The organism is Propionispira raffinosivorans DSM 20765 (genome assembly GCF_000381065.1).
Classification (GTDB): Bacteria; Bacillota; Negativicutes; order Selenomonadales; family Selenomonadaceae; genus Propionispira; species Propionispira raffinosivorans.
Window position 1 is genome coordinate 87191 of the sequence record NZ_KB905847.1, and the last position, 18201, is coordinate 105391.

Genomic DNA, 18201 nt, shown 5'->3' on the forward strand with positions numbered 1-18201 from the left:
GCTACAATATATATAATGCATTGAAGAAATTACATTAATCCACCAGTCTGTCATATATAATATTTAATGCAGCTTATTATAGAAAGAGATCAAGAAGTAAGCCGCAAGGAGGTGCAATGTATGAGTGATGAGTCATTGCTGTTTCAAATGGTTGCCAGAATGAGTATGGCGGCAACATTGGCCTTTATTTTATCGCAGGCAAAACTATTTCGTCGGGTAAATTATCGGTATGTAAGCTGGTCTGATAAAATAAAATTATCCGTTATTTTTGGCTTGATTGGTATTGCTGGCACGTATGTGGGTATTCCAATTAATGATGCTTTGGCGAATTCAAGAGTCATTGGTGTTATGGCAGCAGGATTAATAGGTGGACCAGCCATGGGAGCCGCCGCGGCAGTAATTGCGGGTGGCCATCGCTATTTCTTGGGCGGCTTTACGGCTTTTTCCTGTGCATTATCGAGTCTTTGCGAAGGATTGCTGGCAGGCTATGTGAAAAAAAGATATCCAAATAAACCGATTCCCTGGTGGCTGGCACTGCTGACTGGACTTGTCGGAGAAATCATGCAGATGGGGATTATTTTATTGACAGCTCAGCCCTTTGATCAAGCGTTACAGCTGGTAAATAAGATTGCGATGCCGATGATTACGGCCAATGCGATTGGTCTTACGATTTTTATGCTCATTATAAAAACAACAATGGATGCACAAAATAGAGTAGGTGCGATTCAGGCCCAAAAAGTTCTGCGTATTGCGGCAAAAACTCTGCCATATTTTCGACGCGGTATCAGTCAGGAATCGGCACAAGCTGCGGCACAGATCATCTATCAATATGGTGGCTATCATGCGGTAGCTGTTACTGATACACATCGAGTTTTGTCTTTCATTGGAGCTGAGGCAGATCACCATATGACAGAAGAAAATAATTTTACCAAGTCGACGAAACAGGTCATTGAAACAGGTGAAATTTATATTGCTGAACATGCCAGGGAAATTGGCTGTAACCACCCGGGCTGTACTTTGAAAAGTGCTATTATCGTTCCCTTGAAATATAGTGAAAAAGTTGTTGGAACATTTAAACTTTATTACACAGTGAGTAATTTATTGAATCAAACCGATACTGTCTTTGCGGAAGGGCTTGCACAGCTTTTTTCCATTCAGTTAGAGCTGGCAGAAATTGAACGTGAGTCTCAGCAAGCCGCTCAAGCTGAATTAAAAGCACTGCAGTCGCAAATTAATCCGCATTTTTTATTTAATACCTTGACAACAATTATTTCTTTAGTGCGAACAAAACCAATGCTCGCGCGGGAACTTTTGCTTAAACTTAGTGAGATTTTTCGTTTCACGTTACATAAAACAGGGAAAGAAATTACACTGGAAGAAGAATTGAATCAAGTGCGTGCTTATTTGACGATTGAAAAAGCACGATATGGTGATAAATTAACATTCAAAGAGACAATTGAATTGAATCCTAATATTTATTTAATATCTTCTTTAACAATTCAGCCACTCGTAGAAAATGCAATACAACACGGACTTAAGCCGAAAGAAAATGGTGGGACAATTTATCTTTTGATTCGAGAAGACATGGATTTTATTGAAATTTTGCTTAAAGATGATGGAATTGGTTTTGATTTAGCAAGGATGAATCCATTGCAAAAGCCGCTCGAAGGGCATATTGGCATTCGTAATGTGCATGAACGGTTGCAACGTCAATATGGTAAGCGTTATGGGTTGACGATCGAAAGTATACCAGGGGCAGGTACAACGGTTATAATTCGTATACCAAAATTAATTTTTATGGATGGTGATATTGATGCTGAAAATTTTGATTGTGGATGATGAAATGCCGGCCCGGGATGAACTAAAATATATATTGTCTTTATTGGAAGAAAATGAAGTTGTTGGTGAGGCCGCGGATGCAGCACAAGCGATTGCCTTAGCAGCGAAGCTAAGACCAGATGTGATATTTTTAGACATCAATATGCGAGAAATGAATGGACTGGCAGCGGCAAAAATCCTTCTGAGTGTTGCACCAGATGCGAGGCTCGTATTTGCCACAGCGTATGATGAATATGCTCTAAAAGCATTTGAAATTGGTGCTATCGATTATGTTTTGAAACCTTTTATTGACGAGCGTATCCAGCAAACACTTCTGCGAATTAAAACATATCGAAAAGAAGATCGGCATATGATGTCTAAGCAAATTGATAAAGTTTTGGAGCATACCAATATTCAAGTGAATAAATTGCCGGTTGAAAAAAACGGAAAAATCATGCTGCTTAATTATGATGAAATTTTGTATGCTTATGCATCAATGGGCACGGTTAAAATTGTTACGGACGTAGAAGAAATTAATTATAATGGTTCATTATCTGATTTGGAAGATCGACTTTATGGTACACATCTCTTGCGGGTCCATAAAAGTTATTTAGTTAATATGGATAAAGTAGAGGAAGTGGTTCCTTGGTTTAAGGGAACATATTGGCTTAAGATGACCAGTGAGGGCAAACATGAAATTCCAGTTAGCAAAAGTCAGATCAAAGAGATTAAAACAATTCTGGGTTTAAAATAAAAATTTTCCATTAAATGGAGCATAGTTCCATTCAGGATGAGTTTTCTTCCATTGAATGAAAAATCCTATTCATATAGTAGAATGTAGTCTATTATAAAGTTGCTAGTGATTCAGAAAATTGAGTCAATTCAACTTTATATGGAGGTTACTTTTATGAACGGACTTTATCTTGTAATTATTTCTGCTTTAGTTTTAAGTCTTTGTTATCGTTACTATGGTGCATTTATGGCAGCAAAAGTATTGACGCTTGATCCAAATCGTCCCACACCGGCTGTCGTCCATGAAGATGGACATGATTATGTGCCGACCAATAAATGGGTAACATTTGGTCATCATTTTGCCGCAATTGCTGGTGCTGGTCCTTTGGTTGGTCCGGTTTTGGCAGCACAGTTTGGCTATCTTCCCGGCACGATCTGGCTTCTAGTTGGAGCGTGTATTGGTGGTGCTGTGCATGATATGGTTATTCTATTTGCTTCGATTCGCCATGATGGATTGTCCATCGCAGAAATCGCGAAAATAGAAATCGGTAAATCAACAGGCTTGGCAACTGCTGTTGCCGTTATTTTTATTTTGATTATTACCATGGCTGGAATGGCGATTGCCGTTGCTAATGCCTTATTTAACAGTCCATGGGGAGCCTTTACAGTTGGGGCAACCATTCCAATAGCCCTGTTTATTGGTGTTTATATGAGATATTTGCGCCCTGGTCATATCGGTGAAGCTTCTTTTATCGGAGTTATGCTGGTTATTGGTGCAGTTTTTGGTGGTGCGTGGGTACAACACTCTGCTTTGGCTCCATTTTTTACTTTAAGTAGAGCACAACTTGATATCATTTTACCTTGTTATGGTTTTATTGCAGCAGCGCTTCCTGTTTGGCTGTTGCTTGCTCCACGTGATTATTTAAGTACATATATGAAAATTGGTACGATTGGGGCATTAGCTCTCGGCATTATCATTGTTCAACCAGCAATTCAGATGCCTGCCATCACGCAATTTATTGGTGGCGGCGGCCCGGTTGTTCCAGGTCCGGTATGGCCATTTGTTTGCATTACGGTTGCTTGCGGGGCTATTTCGGGATTTCATACGATTATTGCCACGGGTACAACGCCTAAAATGTTGATGAATGAAAGAGAAATTCTGCCAATTGGTTTTGGTGCAATGCTGGCAGAATCTTTTGTGGGAATTATGGCCTTGATTGCGGCTACCAGCTTAGTGCCGGCTGATTATTTTGCGATAAATAGTGCACCAGATGTTTTTGCAACACTTGGCATGAACATTCAGGAATTACCTATGCTCTCGGAAATGGTTGGTGAAAATGTTGCCGGCCGTCCAGGCGGGGCTGTGTCGTTGGCTGTTGGTATGGCACATATTTTCTCGCAGATTCCAGGTCTTGAAACATTAATGTCATTTTTATATCATTTTGCTATTATGTTTGAAGCTTTATTTATTTTAACAATTATTGATGCTGGTACACGGGTTGGTCGTTATCTATTACAAGAAATTGGTGGACTCGTGTATAAACCACTAGGCGATGTTCATTGGACACCGGGAATTATCTTTACGAGTGCTTTGATTTCGGCAGCTTGGGGCTACCTTGTCTTTGGTGGTTCTATTGCCTCGATTTGGCCATTGTTTGGCCTTTCCAATCAGCTGCTTGCCAGTATGACCTTGGCGATTGGGACAACAATTTTGCTTAGAATTGGCAAAGGCCGCTATATTTGGACTACACTTGTACCACTTTGTTTTATGATCACTACAGCACTTACGGCTGGGTTTTATAATATTTTCGAATTTTATCTGCCGAAAAGTCAATATTTATTGGCGGGAGCGAGTGCCGTAATGATGATATTAATCGTGTTTGTTATCATTAATTCAGTACGTGTATGGCTGCAAATTATGAAGTCTGACAAAAAAGAAATGCAGCAGTCCCTTTAAAAGCAAGAGATTTTTCACGAAAATAAAAAGCAAGGCTTATCGTTCACTGCATAAGCCTTGTTTTTATTTTGTTTTGGGGGGATAATATACAATGGTTTGATTAAATAGTGAATTGTGGCAATATTTTGCGAAAACATTAGCCTGAAATGCCCCAAAAATATTTTCGAATGTTATAATAAGATAACAGGAGATTTTCTGCTAGAACTTAATCATAAAAAGAAACTTTCCTGATTACGATCACATTTGTGGAGGAGGAAATATAGTGAATTTTCAAATCGAAAATGAAAGAGTAGTTGCTGCATTTGACAGCAAGGGGGCTGAAATTATAAGCTTCAAAGACAAGACCACGAATATCGAGTACATATGGCAGGCCGATCCGGCTTTTTGGGCAAGTCATGCACCTATTTTATTTCCCTTTATTGGACAGTCGAAAAATAAGCAATATGAATACAATGGTAAATCTTATCCAATGACAAATCATGGTTTTGCTCGTGAATATGATTTTAAAGTTTCCGAACAATCAAAAGACTCTATTTCTTTTGTGTTGACCGATTCTAAAGCTACACAAACAGTGTATCCATTTCAGTTCTCTTTTGAAATAACGTACAAAGTAGAACAAGCATCTTTAGTGGTAAGTTTCCAAGTGAAAAATACAGATATGAGCAATCCGCTTTATTATTCGTTAGGTGCGCATCCGGCTTTTAATGTACCAATGGTAGAAGGAACGAAGTTTGAAGATTATTCTTTGAGCTTTTCACCTAAAAAGAAAAGAAAAATATTTAAATTAGCGGATTTAAAAGAATTCTTACTTGATTTTTCAGCTACTGCAGAGGCTCCAACGGATCAGGACTTACCACTTCAGTACGGTTTATTTAAAGATGGTTTGTTTGCTTATGAAACAACAGGGGCTACAACGTGTACGCTTCACTCCAATAAAACACCCCATAGTGTTGCTATTACGTATGATAACATGCCATATTTATGTGTTTGGTCGCCTACACCAAAAGATGCACCTTTTGTTTGCATTGAACCGTGGGTTGGTTTACCTGATAACACAAAGGCGACAGGGAAACTGGCAGAAAAATTTGGCATTCAAAAATTGGAAGCACTTACAAGTTCGCAAACAGGGTTTACGATTACTATAAAATAAAGAATAGGCATTTAATTTGGCTGTGCCCATGAAAGTTCACAAGAGATGTTTTATCGTTAATTCTATTGCGATAAAACGTCTCTTGTTTTGGTTTGATCGGCAAAAATTAATTTTGATTCACTACATATGTATTGACAATTTATTGCGTTTTATGTTATAAATTACATATGAACATATATTCATATGTAAATACGTAAAGTAAACTTCAATAAAAGGAGCGAGCATAGTATGGATAAAAAACAAAATGACGAAGGAATGAGACAAAAGATCTATAGTATAGAAAATCTTGGTTGTGCACATTGTGCGGGGCAAATGGAAGAAAAAATAAAAAATTTGCCGGGGATAGAGAATGTTTCGATTACATTTACGACAAAGCAGCTAAAGATTGTGGCCAAAGAGCCGGATGAATATTTGCCGATGATCCGTGAAATCTGCACATCGATTGAAGCTGATGTAAAAATTGTACCCAAGGTCCTTCGAAAAAATAAACACCAAGAAAATGGGCAAGACTGGATGATATGGGAAGTTGGTATTGGGGCTGTGCTTTTTTTTATGAATGCAGTTTTGGATATCATTCCTGATCCTTTTGTTTTGGCAGTTTATGTGCTCGACTATGTGCTGGTTGGGGGGCGGATTGTTCGCAAAGCTTTGCTGAATATCGTTCATGGAAAAGTTTTTGATGAAAATTTCTTGATGATGATAGCAACATTAGGTGCATTTGCCATTGGTGAATATCCTGAGGCTGTTGGTGTTATGCTGTTTTATCGAATTGGTGAATATTTTGAAGATCGAGCTGTTGCTAAAAGTCGCAGCCAGATCATGGATGCGATTGATTTGCGTCCTGAGACCGTCCAACGAATCGTTGGTACAGATATCGAAGTTATGGCTGCAGAAGATGCTAAGGTTGGGGATATCCTTTTGGTTCGAGTTGGTGACCGTATCCCACTTGATAGTGTAGTTGTAGATGGTGCAAGCCGCATTGATACTTCACCAATTACAGGGGAACCAGTTCCTGTTGCAGCTGTCATTGGGACCTCACTTGTTTCCGGCAGTGTTAATTTATCAGGGGTCCTGAAAATTCGCGTGGTTAAAGTATTAGCAGAATCTATGGTTTCCCGGATTTTGGCTTCTGTAGAGAATGCGGCAGCTACCAAACCAACAATTGATCGTTTTATTACCCGTTTTGCGCGCATTTACACACCGGTGGTAGTGCTGGCAGCCATAGCTGTTGCTGTTATTCCTTCCTTGGTGACAGGCAACTGGAATTATTGGATTTATACTGCCTTGACTTTTCTTGTTATTAGTTGTCCCTGCGCGTTGGTTTTAAGTGTTCCATTGGCTTTCTTTTCAGGAATTGGTGCAGGATCAAAGCAAAGTATTTTATTTAAGGGTGGTACAGCATTAGAGGCTTTAAATAAGGTAAAGCATATTATTTTTGATAAAACTGGTACAATTACGGAGGGGAATTTTATTGTTCAACAGATTGTTCCAGTAGGACCAATCACGGCAGATGAATTATTAGCACTAACGGCCTCTTGTGAAAGTCAGTCATCGCATCCGATTGCCAGTAGTATTTTTTCCGCAGCGAGAGAAAAAAACTTAGAGCTGGTTAATTTTGCAGCGATTGAAGAAACCGCCGGGCAGGGGCTTAAAGTTCGGTTTGCCGATAAATTTGTTTTATGCGGTAATCGAGTTTTATTAGAAAAAGCAGGAATTGATCTTACATCGGTACAAAAGACTCTTTATGGTACAGAAGTTTTTGTGGCGGCTGATGGTTTATTACTCGGTTATCTTGTGCTTGCCGATACGGTAAAGCCGGGGGCAAAGATTGTGATTGAAGAAATTAAACGAATGGGAATCGGTGTTACGATGCTGACTGGTGATAGTCAGGAAAGTGCCAGTGCAATTGCTGCGCTAACGGGGATTGGGGAGGTTCGTGCCAGTCTTTTGCCACAAGATAAGTTTGATGAACTTACCAAAATCCGTGATAAGTATGGTGCGGTTATGTTTATTGGTGATGGTATTAATGATGCTCCGGTATTGGCGGGAGCTGATTGTGGAGCCGCGATGGGATCCGGAGCGGATGCTGCAATTGAAGCAGCAGATGTTGTATTTATGACATCAAAACTGGAAGCAGTTTTACAGTCATTGCAGATTGCACGAAATACAAATAAAATTGCCTGGCAGAATGTTGTTTTTGCTTTGGTTGTCAAAATCATGGTATTGGTTTTGGGATTGGCTGGTTTTGCTTCGATGTGGTTTGCTGTATTTGCCGATACTGGGGTTGCGATGTTGTGTGTGTTGAATGCAATTCGTATTTTATATATAAAAAATTCGAATCCGCAATTTAATGCTTCGATTACCGCATCTGATGCATAAATTTCGTTGCCTTTTTCGATTGAGTGGAATGAAAAGTTTACAGTTGTAAACTTTTCATTCCACTTTTTGGATCGATTTCGTTCCAAATAAAATTACCAGTGCAGGTTTTCTGCCTTTTAAAGTTGGCACATAACTTGCAATAATATATTAATAGTTAAAACATATTAATATAAAGTGGAGGGGTTCAAATGATTATTGGTGTACCGAAAGAAATTAAAAACAATGAAGCAAGAGTAGGTCTTACTCCCGCTGGAGCCGAAGCATTGTGTAAATCCGGACATACCGTATTGATGGAAAAAAGTGCTGGCCTTGGCAGTGGCTTTAGTGATGCAGCTTATGAAGCCACTGGCGCTAAAATTATCAGTGATAAAAAAGCTTTGTTTGATCGAGCTGAAATGATCATTAAAGTAAAAGAACCAGTTGAACCAGAATACAATTTATTCCACGAAGGGCAAGTTCTGTTTACATATTTGCATCTTGCACCAGAACCAGAACTTACCCAGGCCTTGTTAAAAGACAAAGTGATTGGTATAGCGTATGAAACAATTGTGGGACGAAACAACACGCTGCCATTATTATCCCCAATGAGTGAAGTGGCAGGCCGTATGGCTGTTCAGGTAGGTGCACAATATTTAGAAAAACAAAATGGTGGTAAAGGTGTTTTGTTAAGCGGCGTATCAGGCGTACCATCTGGTCAGGTTGTCATCATCGGTGGTGGTAATGTTGGTACAAATGCTGCAAAAATTGCTGTTGGAATGGGTGCACGCGTAACTGTAATTGATATGTCGGGCGACAGACTTCGTTATTTGGATGATATTTTTGGCAGCAGCATTGTGACGGTAATGTCAAATAGCTATAATATTGCCGAATGGGTTAAAAAAGCAGATTTGTTGATTGGATCGGTATTAGTTCCAGGAGCGAAAACACCAAAATTAGTTTCAGAAGATATGATCAAAACGATGGAAGCTGGTTCCGTGGTCGTTGATGTTGCAATTGATCAGGGCGGTTCGATTGTTACTTGCGATCATTGCACGACACATGATAATCCAACTTTTATCAAACATGGTGTAGTTCATTATTCGGTAGCTAATATGCCAGGTGCTGTGGCACGGACTTCGACGTTGGCTTTGACAAATGCTACATTACCATATGCTCTTCAACTTGCGAATAAGGGCTATCGTCAAGCTTGTCTCGATGATCCTGGCTTAGCAAAAGGGATTAACGTAATCAATGGGAATATTACCTTTAAAGGTGTTGCTGACGGTTTAGGATTACCTTATGTAGAGTTGAGCACTATCTTATAATTTCATAAACTATATTTTTAGAGTTATATATAATGCAACTTATATAGTAAGCAGTTCTATGTTATATTAAACAAGCTACGACCAACATAGAGCTGCTTATCTTAAATTAAATGAATATTCGAATAATTATCAAGGAAAAGGTTACAAGGAAACCTTTTTGTAGTACACTTAAACGATGTGGAATTTGACGTTAAAGACTGCTACTTTTTTATATAGCATATTCGTCAATTCTTACAGCTTATATCTACCATTCATGCCAAAGATTTATATGATATGGAGGGAAAGAAGTGGATAATTTAAAGAATGGACTTCAAGAAGACTTACATCGTGGACTCAAAGAGAGACATATTCAACTGATTGCATTAGGTGGTGCTATCGGGGTTGGTTTATTCCTTGGTTCGGCCGCAGCAATTAAAGTTGCTGGCCCGTCGCTCATTTTGACTTACTTTATAGGTGGGGTTGTTATTTTTTATGTTATGCGTGCACTAGGCGAGGTTACTGTAGAATATCCGGTATCTGGTGCATTCAGTGCGCATGCCAGCAAGTTTGTTGGACCGTTGTGCGGCTATATTACGGGCTGGACTTACTGGTTCATGTGGGTTGTAACTTGTATGGCCGAGATTACGGCAGTGGGGGTATATGTGAATTACTGGATACCCGATTTGCCGCAATGGATACCCGCACTCGCCGCACTCGTTTGCATGACGATTGTCAATTTGATTGCTGTAGCTGCATATGGAGAATTTGAATTTTGGTTTGCACTTATAAAAGTCGTTACCATTATTGCTATGATTCTGGTAGGCGGTGCGATGATCTTTTTTGGCATTGGCAATGATGGCGTTGCGGTCGGTATTTCAAATCTATGGACTTATGGTGGATTTTTCCCGAATGGAATCACCGGAATGGTCATGGCTCTTGTTATGGTTATGTTTTCTTATTTGGGAATTGAAATTATTGGAGTTACTGCTGGTGAAGCCGCTCATCCTGAAAAAACGATACCATCGGCAATTGATAAAGTTTTTTGGCGGATTTTAATCTTTTATGTGTTGGCATTGTCGGTTATTATGTCACTGTATCCATGGAATCAAATTGGCACGCTTGGCAGCCCGTTTGTTTTGACTTTTAGTAAACTTGGTATAAGTACAGCAGCAGGTATTATTAATTTTGTTGTTTTAACCGCTGCATTATCTTCTTGCAATAGTGGTCTTTTTAGTACCGGGCGGATGTTATATAATCTGTCATTGCAGGGAAAAGCACCTAAAATGTTTGGCAAACTTAGTAAACATATGGTACCAGCGAATGGGATTTTGGTTTCAGCAGGTTTTTTACTCATAGGTGTTGTCCTCAATTATATGGTTCCGGCTGAAGTGTTTACGTATGTAACGAGTGTGGCAACATTTGGCGCACTTTGGATTTGGGGTATTATCTTATTTGTTCAAATCAAATTTAGAGAAACTTTATCTCCAGAGCAAATTGGCAAATTGCATTATCCGATGCCGCATTCACCTTATTCGAGTTGGATCTGCATAGCATTTTTCTTTCTAGTGGCTTTTGTAATGTTCTTTAGTGAAAATACGCGGGTTGCACTTTATATTGCACCAATTTGGTTTGCGGGTGTAATTGCTTCATATTACATGAGTGGACTGCATAAGCAAGTTCTCGAAAAATAACAGATCTGTTTTTGTGAAAAATCAAAAAGAAGCTTCCTAATTTGTACTACATACAAATAGGAAGCTTCTTTTTTACTATTTAGCCTTAAATTGTTCGAAAGAAAGACCATATTTTTGCAGCTTTTTCAAGACACTGGTATGTGAAAGTCCAAGGACAGTGCCAAGTTTGCGGGAAGTATGATAATGGCACAAGGCTCGACATAAAATTTCCCGTTCTTTTTCGGCTAAAATATCAGCTAATCCTTTTTCAGGGACAGCGGGTAAAATAGGTTCTAAATTTGCTGCATGGCGCCCCAGCATCAAATGTTCAGGAGTTATGATTTTAGTTTCCACGACATTGACCGCTCGTTCCATGACATTTTCCAATTCACGAATATTTCCCGGCCAATCATAGTCGGTTAATACTTGGAAAGCTTGCTCGTTAATGGAATCAGCTTGTTTGTGAAGTTTGGATGAAAAGCGTTGTAGAAAAGATTGAGCAAGAACAATGATATCTTCTTTACGTTCTCGTAATGGTGGTAAAAATAAAGGAATTACATTGAGCCGATAATACAAGTCTTCGCGAAACGTGCCTTCTTCGATCATGGCTTCTAGATTTCGATTGGTAGCGGCTAAAAGCCGGACATCAATCGAAAATTCTCGGCGGCTGCCAATTCGACGAATTTTTCGTTCTTGCAGCACACGTAATAATTTTACTTGCAGATGGGCGGACACTTCCCCAATTTCATCCAAAAATAAAGTGCCACCATTTGCCAGTTCAAATAATCCCTGTTTGCCACCTTTCGTGGCACCAGTAAAGGCACCGTCTTCATAACCGAATAATTCACTTTCGAGCAGCGTATCCGGTATTGCGGCACAGTTGATTGGCACAAATATATTTTCCGAACGTGAAGATGCACTATGCAAGGCCCGGGCAAATAATTCTTTACCCGTGCCGGTTTCACCCCGAATTAGGACCGTTGAATCATTGTAGGCATATGATTTTGCCAGATTAATAACTTTTTGCATAATTTTGCTTGTATGTAAAATTTCATCGAATTTAAATACGGGTTGTTCGGTTAATTTCTGATACATTTTTCGGACATCTTTAATATCTTTTAAAATTGCGATGCCGCCAATTATTTTTTTATACCGATCCATAATTGGATGACTGCTGACTAAATAATGGCTATTTGTTTGCTCAAAAAATATTTCACGATTAATTGACTTTGAGCCACTTTGAATAGAGTCGACTAGAGATAAACAACAAGGGAAAATATCAGTCAGTGGCTTGCCGATTACATGTACAGTTGACGTGTGCATGATTTTTTCAGCTGCTGGATTATACTGGGTGATACAACCATGACTGTCGATCGCAACGACACCGTCTGTTACAGCATCTAAAACGGCCTTCAGTTGTTCCGCTTTTTCTTCGTGAGGCATTAATTCGATTTGAGCCACAGCGGTTATATCAGAAATTTGAGCTATATCACGCAGCAGGGGCTGCTCGAGTTCGATTGACATAGGTTCAGTTTCGAGGAAAATAACATTGATACCCACTTCCATCGAGATGATATTTAATTGATGATGAATAAAAATATAGGCAATATCAAAAACAATTCCAACACGGTCTATATAGGAAACCTTAATACGCATGAGGTATTCCCCCTAAATAAAATATTACAGGAAACTAGATAGAATGAATAAACAATATAAGTCCATAGTAGTATTTGTCCGATATGGAAGGGGATAGCTTGCTTAAGCTATCGTTAGCCTGGGGCTGCATAGAATTTCCTTCATTATATAGATTTGTAATGACATGCAGATTCGTACATCTGTCTGTTTCTACATAACCAGGTAAATCCCTGCTTAGTAGATAAAAATAGCTGCCTAAAAGAATTTTTTTTTACTTTTCTTGTAATTTAATTTGAATTTGGTGATTTTTTTATGGTAGTATATAAAAGAAACATATTGTTTAGCAAAAACAAATAGAGTAGAATTATGTTAGATTTATATGTTTATTGTATACAAGAAGGTGGAAAGTTTGACAGAAGTTACTAAAAAAATTGGTGATAAAATTTTAAAAGGTGAGCGTCTCACAAAAGAAGATGGTCTTGCTTTATATGATTGTGATGATCTGGCATGGCTTGGATCGATGGCGGATCTGGTTCGCTATCGTATTAGCGGTGATTATGTTTATTATAATGTAAATCGGCATATCAATCTTACGAATATCTGTACATCACGCTGCTCGTTTTGTGCGTTTGGCTGTGATGAAGACAGTCAGCAGGCGTATGAAATGAATCAAGAACGTGTTTTGGAAGTGGTTAAGCAGGCGACAGCGGATCCAGACCTTAGTGGTCTGCATATTGTGAGTGGACTCCATCCAACTTGGCCGTTTGAGTATTATGTAAATATTATTCGAGCCATTAAGACCAATTTTCCGACGTTGCATTTAAAAGGGTTTACGGGAGTCGAAATTACTCATTTTGCTAAGATTTCCGGGAAATCAATTCGACAGGTTTTACAAATATTAATGGACGCTGGACTCGAGGCCTTGCCGGGGGGCGGCGCAGAAATCCTCTCAGATCGAATTCGCCAGCAGCTTTGTCCGAATAAAGCGACGGCCAGTGAATGGCTGGAAGTGGCACAGACGGCACATGATCTTGGGATTAAAACGAATGCCAGCATGTTATATGGGCACATTGAAACCATTGAAGAACGTATTGATCATTTGTTGACTTTGCGTAAGTTACAAGATAAAACTGGCGGTTTTCAGACCTTTATTTGTTTTCCTTTTCATCCCGAACATACAGAAATGGCTAATATGGTTCAGCGGACCAGCGTATGGGATGATCTAAAAACGATGGCAATTTCACGCCTTATGTTGGATAATTTTCGCAATATTAAAGCCTATTGGGTGATGCTTACACTGCCGATTGCACAATTGGCCTTGGGTTTTGGTGCCAATGATATTGATGGGACCATCCAGGAAGAAAAAATCATGCATGCAGCAGGAGCGAAATCGAGTACATCACTCAGTAAAGAAACTTTGATTGCGACCATTCGGGAAGCTGGCCGGACGCCTGTGGAATGTGATTGCAATTTTAATATTGTTAAAGTATTTTAAAATTCAAACATCTTACTTCATAAGAAATTCACATTAAAGGAATATAATAAATATATGTCGAATTATATAAATAAGTGTAGTTTCAAATATACTAAATATAAAGTTTTGGAGGCTCGGTATGTCAGAAAGATTAACGTTACAAGATGTTCTCAGAGAGTATGGTATTCCCCAGATTAAGCTTGATATTCATGCGACTCGTGAAGAATGTCTGAAATTGCGGGAAAAGTTGATGGCGATTCGTGATCTCAGTCAGGCTAAAGAACAAGGCTATTTAGATATTGATTGTAAAGTTTATATTGATGTTGATGATATTGATCGCTATTTATCAGGTGAATTGGATACATTAGCAGAGATTTATGCATTTCCAGAAGATGTGAAAGCTTATCGGGAGGAAGAATAAAATGAAATTAAAGAAAATAGTAACGATTGTTTTAGTATGTTTCTTTGCCTTATCGTCGATTGCCTTTGCGGCGAAGGGCGGAGCAAAATTTTCCGCACCTAAGTCGGCACCTAGTGTTTCAACGCCGTCGAAAACTTCAGGTGCTTCAACGACTACACCATCAAAAGAATATACGCCATCGAAAGATGCTAAATCCTTAAGCAAGGATGCACCAGCAGCCAGTACAAAATCGGCAGCAACGCCAGCTGCTGCTGCCAGTTCATCCCCGTGGGGTGGAATGATGCGAAATGTTGGCTTGTTTGCCGGTGGTATGTTCCTCGGCAGTATGCTTGGTAATATGTTTGGTATGGGTGGTATGGGCATGGGTGCCGATATCATGGGCTTATTGATGAATGTAGTCTTGTTGGGAGTCGTCTTTATGGTAGGACGTTTCTTATGGAATAAGTTTAAAAACAAAGGTAATAATGTAAGTCATTTCACACGTCCACAACAAGATGTTTCACCATATCGGAATAAATATGATATGGCATCTAAAAAAAATGACGAAGAATTGCCGAATATTACACCAGAACACGATTCTTATCAAAGTAAAAGCAAAGCGGATGAATATCGTAACCGTTAAATAAAAAATGACCTGCATTTCTAAATTGAAATGCAGGTCATTTTTATGTCAGCGGATAGGATTAGTTATTTCGTGATACGTTTTGCGCCAATATATTTTGGCTTCCAATATGAATTATCTAATTCATCGATACGAACCCCTTTACTCGATGAGGTGTGAATGAATTTGCCGTCACCAATATAGATTCCACAATGGGAAGGCCCAGGCTCATAGGTCGTGAAAAAAACTAAATCACCGCTTTGCAAGGCACTGCGGCTGATGGTTTTGCCCAGTCTATATTGTTCGTCGGCAGTACGGGGAATAGATATTTTCTGCTGGGCGAATACATATTGCAGATAACCGGAACAGTCAAAACCTTTTGGTGTAGTACCACCGAATTGGTATGGAACACCAATGTAATGTTTTGCTGTTTTGATAATGGGAGGAACCATATTTGTCGTAATAAAGGGGGAACTTTCGGTGACTGGTTTGCTGGGGTACTTTGTTTGAGTAATAGCGGAAGCTGCGGCTCTTTTTTTTACAATAGGTTTTGCTTTCTTTAGTGCTCGCCAAGTCTGGCCATCAACGATACCATTAATCTTAATTCGCTGGTCACGCTGAAATTCAAGAACAGCTTGTTTTGTTTCTAAACCAAAAATACCGTCAATACTTGTAATGGTATAATTAAGTCGCTTTAATTGCTGCTGCAGAGCTATGACTTCGTTGCCATGCGAACTTTGTGAGAGCGATTTTGCTGCATTTGCTGCCGTGGGAGGAAGTAAAACAAACAGTGATGTTATGATAATAGAGTAAAGAATCAACTTCATAAAATTCCCTATCATTTGATTTTTCCTTTCAGCCATGCTTAATATGTTCGAGTCCTTGACTCATTAGGCTTACAACATGAGAGTCGTCAAGTGAATACCATGCTTCTTTACCCTCTTTGCGAAATTTTACGAGCCTTGCTCCGCGCAGTACCCTCAGTTGGTGCGAGATGGCGGACTGACCCATCTGCAGGGTTGCTGCAATATCACAGACGCACATTTCATTTTTTGTGAGCAGTCCTAATATTCGAATCCGTGTTGGATCCCCAAGGATTTTGAATGTGTCTGCCAAGATCATTGTTGTTTCTTCCGTCAGTAAATGCAGTTTTGCTGCGTGAACCATATCTTGATGTACGATATAAGCATCACATGTTTCACAATTGCAAGTTTCAGGTTTTTTTTCATGTATCATTGAATCCTCCTATTCTACTAGCAAGAGAAACTGTCCTAAACGCAGAAAATATTATTATTACGCTAATAAATTGCATTATATATATCAGTATAAAGCAAAAAATAAAATTTGAAAATAAAATCTTTGAAAATAAGTTGTTTTTTCTTAATGGGGACAGATAAAAATCTGTGGATAACTTTTCAATAAAAGAGAGTTATCAACAATATTATCCACAAAATCGAATATATTGTGGATAAGTATAGGCTCCTGAAACTAAATCATGTGTTACGGTATATAAAAAAGTTATTCACAAGCCTGAATAAATTTATCCCCAACTGTGTATAAGTATTTTTTTCTGTAAAGAAAAAGTGTGTTTTTGCATTAAAAAGCAGATAACTCCTACACTGAGAAATTATCTGCTTTTTTTAATTCGTTCTGTTAATATACCTTAGTTACAATAAAATCATTTTTTTCTAAAGCGGCAACGATTTGTTTGACATGGTCCTGCCCATGCGTCTCAATAGTGACTTCAAGTTGAACTTTTTTAAAGCTGTCCGTCACTTTGGCTTGGTTATGGTCAAGTTTTATAACATTGGCATTTTCTGCGGCTAAAACTTGTGAAACTTTAAGCAATTGTCCTGGCTTATCAGGAAGTTGGACCGCAAAACAGAAAACGCGCCCACGAGCAATCAAAGCTTTGTCAATTAGAGCTGAAATCGTCGATATATCAATATTGCCGCCACTGACGATAGCGACAACTTTTTTTCCTTTAAGAGAAAGTTTGGTGAGTGCAGCTAAAGATAGGACACCAGCACCTTCGGCGATCAATTTATGCTTCTCAATTAAAGAGAGCAGAGCCGACATGATTTCTAGTTCGGATACGGTTATTATTTCATCTACATATTTTTTTATGAATTCGAACGTCAATTTACCAGGCGTTTTTACAGCTGTACCGTCTGCTACCGTATCCACTTGTCGAAGTGTGCTGACTTTCCCCTTGGCAAGGGAGTATTTGATACAGGCCGCTCCCTCTGGCTCGACACCAATGATTTTTACATTGGGATTTACTGCTTTGGTAGCAAGAGCTACACCACTGATAAAACCGCCGCCACCGACTGGTACAAGTATGGCATCTACATCCTTAAGCTCGTCAATGATCTCAAGAGCTGTGGTTCCTTGACCGACAAGGACCTGAACATCATCAAAGGGGTGAACAAAGACATATCCGTGTTCTTTTTGTAGTTCAACGGCTTTTCCGTAAGCATCATCGTAGCTGTCTCCGTAAAGAACTACTTCGGCTCCGTAAGCACGTGTCGCTTCAACCTTTAAGATCGGAGTCGTTGCTGGCATAGCAATAACGGCTTTTACACCGAGCTGCTGAGCGGCAAATGCTACGCCTTGGGCATGATTGCCAGCGGAAGCTGTGATGACACCTTTTGATTTTTCTTCGGTGGATAGCTGACTAATTTTGTTATAAGCACCGCGTAATTTAAAAGAACCTGTATTTTGCAGATTTTCTGGTTTAATGTAGACATCATTTCCAGAAATAGAAGAAAAATACGAGCTTTGAATTAAATGTGTTTTTTTTACGACTTGATTTAACTGTTTTGCAGCCTGATAGACATCCGCAATGGATGTACTTTCCATGATTGATTGAGCGGTTGATTTTTTTTCTTCAGACATCAAGAAGCCTCCTAAAAATATAAATGAAGCTGAACATTGAAGCTTGCAATGGGACATAATGATTGCAGTCTTCAATTAACAACTTCAGTTTTGCGGTCAAACGCACATATGGAAATGACTATGTTTACAAATTATATACAATATGCACAAAAATAACCGATAAATGTTTAGTAGATTTTAGCA

Annotated in this window: 14 protein-coding genes; 10 read left to right on the forward strand and 4 right to left on the reverse strand. The window is 39.0% G+C overall.

The window, feature by feature from the left end; all coding sequences use genetic code 11:
• Positions 1-120 precede the first annotated feature (120 nt).
• The 7 genes from F606_RS0108960 (at position 121) to F606_RS0108990 (ending at position 11010) form a co-directional block, all read left to right on the forward strand.
• The gene (locus tag F606_RS0108960) at positions 121-1839 is read left to right on the forward strand and encodes a LytS/YhcK type 5TM receptor domain-containing protein (RefSeq protein ID WP_019553550.1); all 1719 of its coding nucleotides are present in this window, start codon (positions 121-123) and stop codon (positions 1837-1839) included.
• Complete coding sequence (locus F606_RS0108965) at positions 1814-2572, forward strand: LytR/AlgR family response regulator transcription factor (RefSeq protein ID WP_019553551.1); 759 nt, start codon at positions 1814-1816, stop codon at positions 2570-2572. Before F606_RS0108960 ends, F606_RS0108965 begins: the two co-directional genes overlap by 26 nt.
• A 153-nt stretch (positions 2573-2725) precedes the next feature.
• Positions 2726-4507 carry a carbon starvation CstA family protein gene (locus F606_RS0108970; protein ID WP_019553552.1) on the forward strand — a complete coding sequence of 594 codons (1782 nt, stop codon included), beginning with the start codon at positions 2726-2728 and terminating at the stop codon, positions 4505-4507.
• A 262-nt stretch (positions 4508-4769) separates the two neighbouring features.
• Positions 4770-5657, forward strand: a complete 888-nt coding sequence (locus tag F606_RS0108975; protein ID WP_019553553.1) for an aldose 1-epimerase family protein — start codon at positions 4770-4772, stop codon at positions 5655-5657.
• A 228-nt stretch (positions 5658-5885) separates the two neighbouring features.
• Entirely contained in the window at positions 5886-8036 is a 2151-nt protein-coding gene (locus tag F606_RS0108980) for a heavy metal translocating P-type ATPase (RefSeq protein WP_019553554.1), read from the forward strand.
• Positions 8037-8224: 188 nt separating this feature from the next.
• The gene (gene ald, locus F606_RS0108985) at positions 8225-9340 is read left to right on the forward strand and encodes an alanine dehydrogenase (protein ID WP_019553555.1); all 1116 of its coding nucleotides are present in this window, start codon (positions 8225-8227) and stop codon (positions 9338-9340) included.
• 287 nt (positions 9341-9627) lie between these two features.
• Complete coding sequence (locus F606_RS0108990) at positions 9628-11010, forward strand: amino acid permease (RefSeq protein ID WP_019553556.1); 1383 nt, start codon at positions 9628-9630, stop codon at positions 11008-11010.
• A gap of 75 nt (positions 11011-11085) precedes the next feature.
• Here F606_RS0108990 and F606_RS0108995 read toward each other — a convergent pair whose 3' ends face one another.
• The gene (locus F606_RS0108995; RefSeq protein WP_019553557.1) at positions 11086-12645 is read right to left on the reverse strand and encodes a sigma 54-interacting transcriptional regulator; all 1560 of its coding nucleotides are present in this window, start codon (positions 12643-12645) and stop codon (positions 11086-11088) included.
• A gap of 388 nt (positions 12646-13033) precedes the next feature.
• On the opposite strand from F606_RS0108995, the gene mqnE reads away from it, so the two are divergent.
• From mqnE to F606_RS20870, 3 genes are all read left to right on the forward strand, one after another.
• Positions 13034-14119: an aminofutalosine synthase MqnE gene (mqnE, locus tag F606_RS0109000; protein WP_019553558.1), complete on the forward strand. Its 1086-nt coding sequence runs from the start codon at positions 13034-13036 to the stop codon at positions 14117-14119.
• 118 nt (positions 14120-14237) lie between these two features.
• On the forward strand, positions 14238-14519 hold the full coding sequence (locus F606_RS0109005; RefSeq protein WP_019553559.1) for a hypothetical protein: 282 nt from the start codon (positions 14238-14240) through the stop codon (positions 14517-14519).
• Between the two features lies 1 nt (position 14520).
• Complete coding sequence (locus F606_RS20870) at positions 14521-15141, forward strand: hypothetical protein (protein ID WP_019553560.1); 621 nt, start codon at positions 14521-14523, stop codon at positions 15139-15141.
• A 65-nt stretch (positions 15142-15206) separates the two neighbouring features.
• Here the strand turns inward: F606_RS20870 and F606_RS0109015 are convergent, their stop codons facing one another.
• From F606_RS0109015 to ilvA, 3 genes are all read right to left on the reverse strand, one after another.
• Positions 15207-15947, reverse strand: a complete 741-nt coding sequence (locus F606_RS0109015; RefSeq protein ID WP_026329320.1) for a C40 family peptidase — start codon at positions 15945-15947, stop codon at positions 15207-15209.
• A 28-nt stretch (positions 15948-15975) separates the two neighbouring features.
• Positions 15976-16287, reverse strand: a complete 312-nt coding sequence (locus F606_RS0109020; protein ID WP_051083334.1) for an ArsR/SmtB family transcription factor — start codon at positions 16285-16287, stop codon at positions 15976-15978.
• A gap of 486 nt (positions 16288-16773) precedes the next feature.
• Positions 16774-18018 carry a threonine ammonia-lyase gene (gene ilvA / locus F606_RS0109025; protein ID WP_019553563.1) on the reverse strand — a complete coding sequence of 415 codons (1245 nt, stop codon included), beginning with the start codon at positions 18016-18018 and terminating at the stop codon, positions 16774-16776.
• Positions 18019-18201 lie beyond the last annotated feature (183 nt).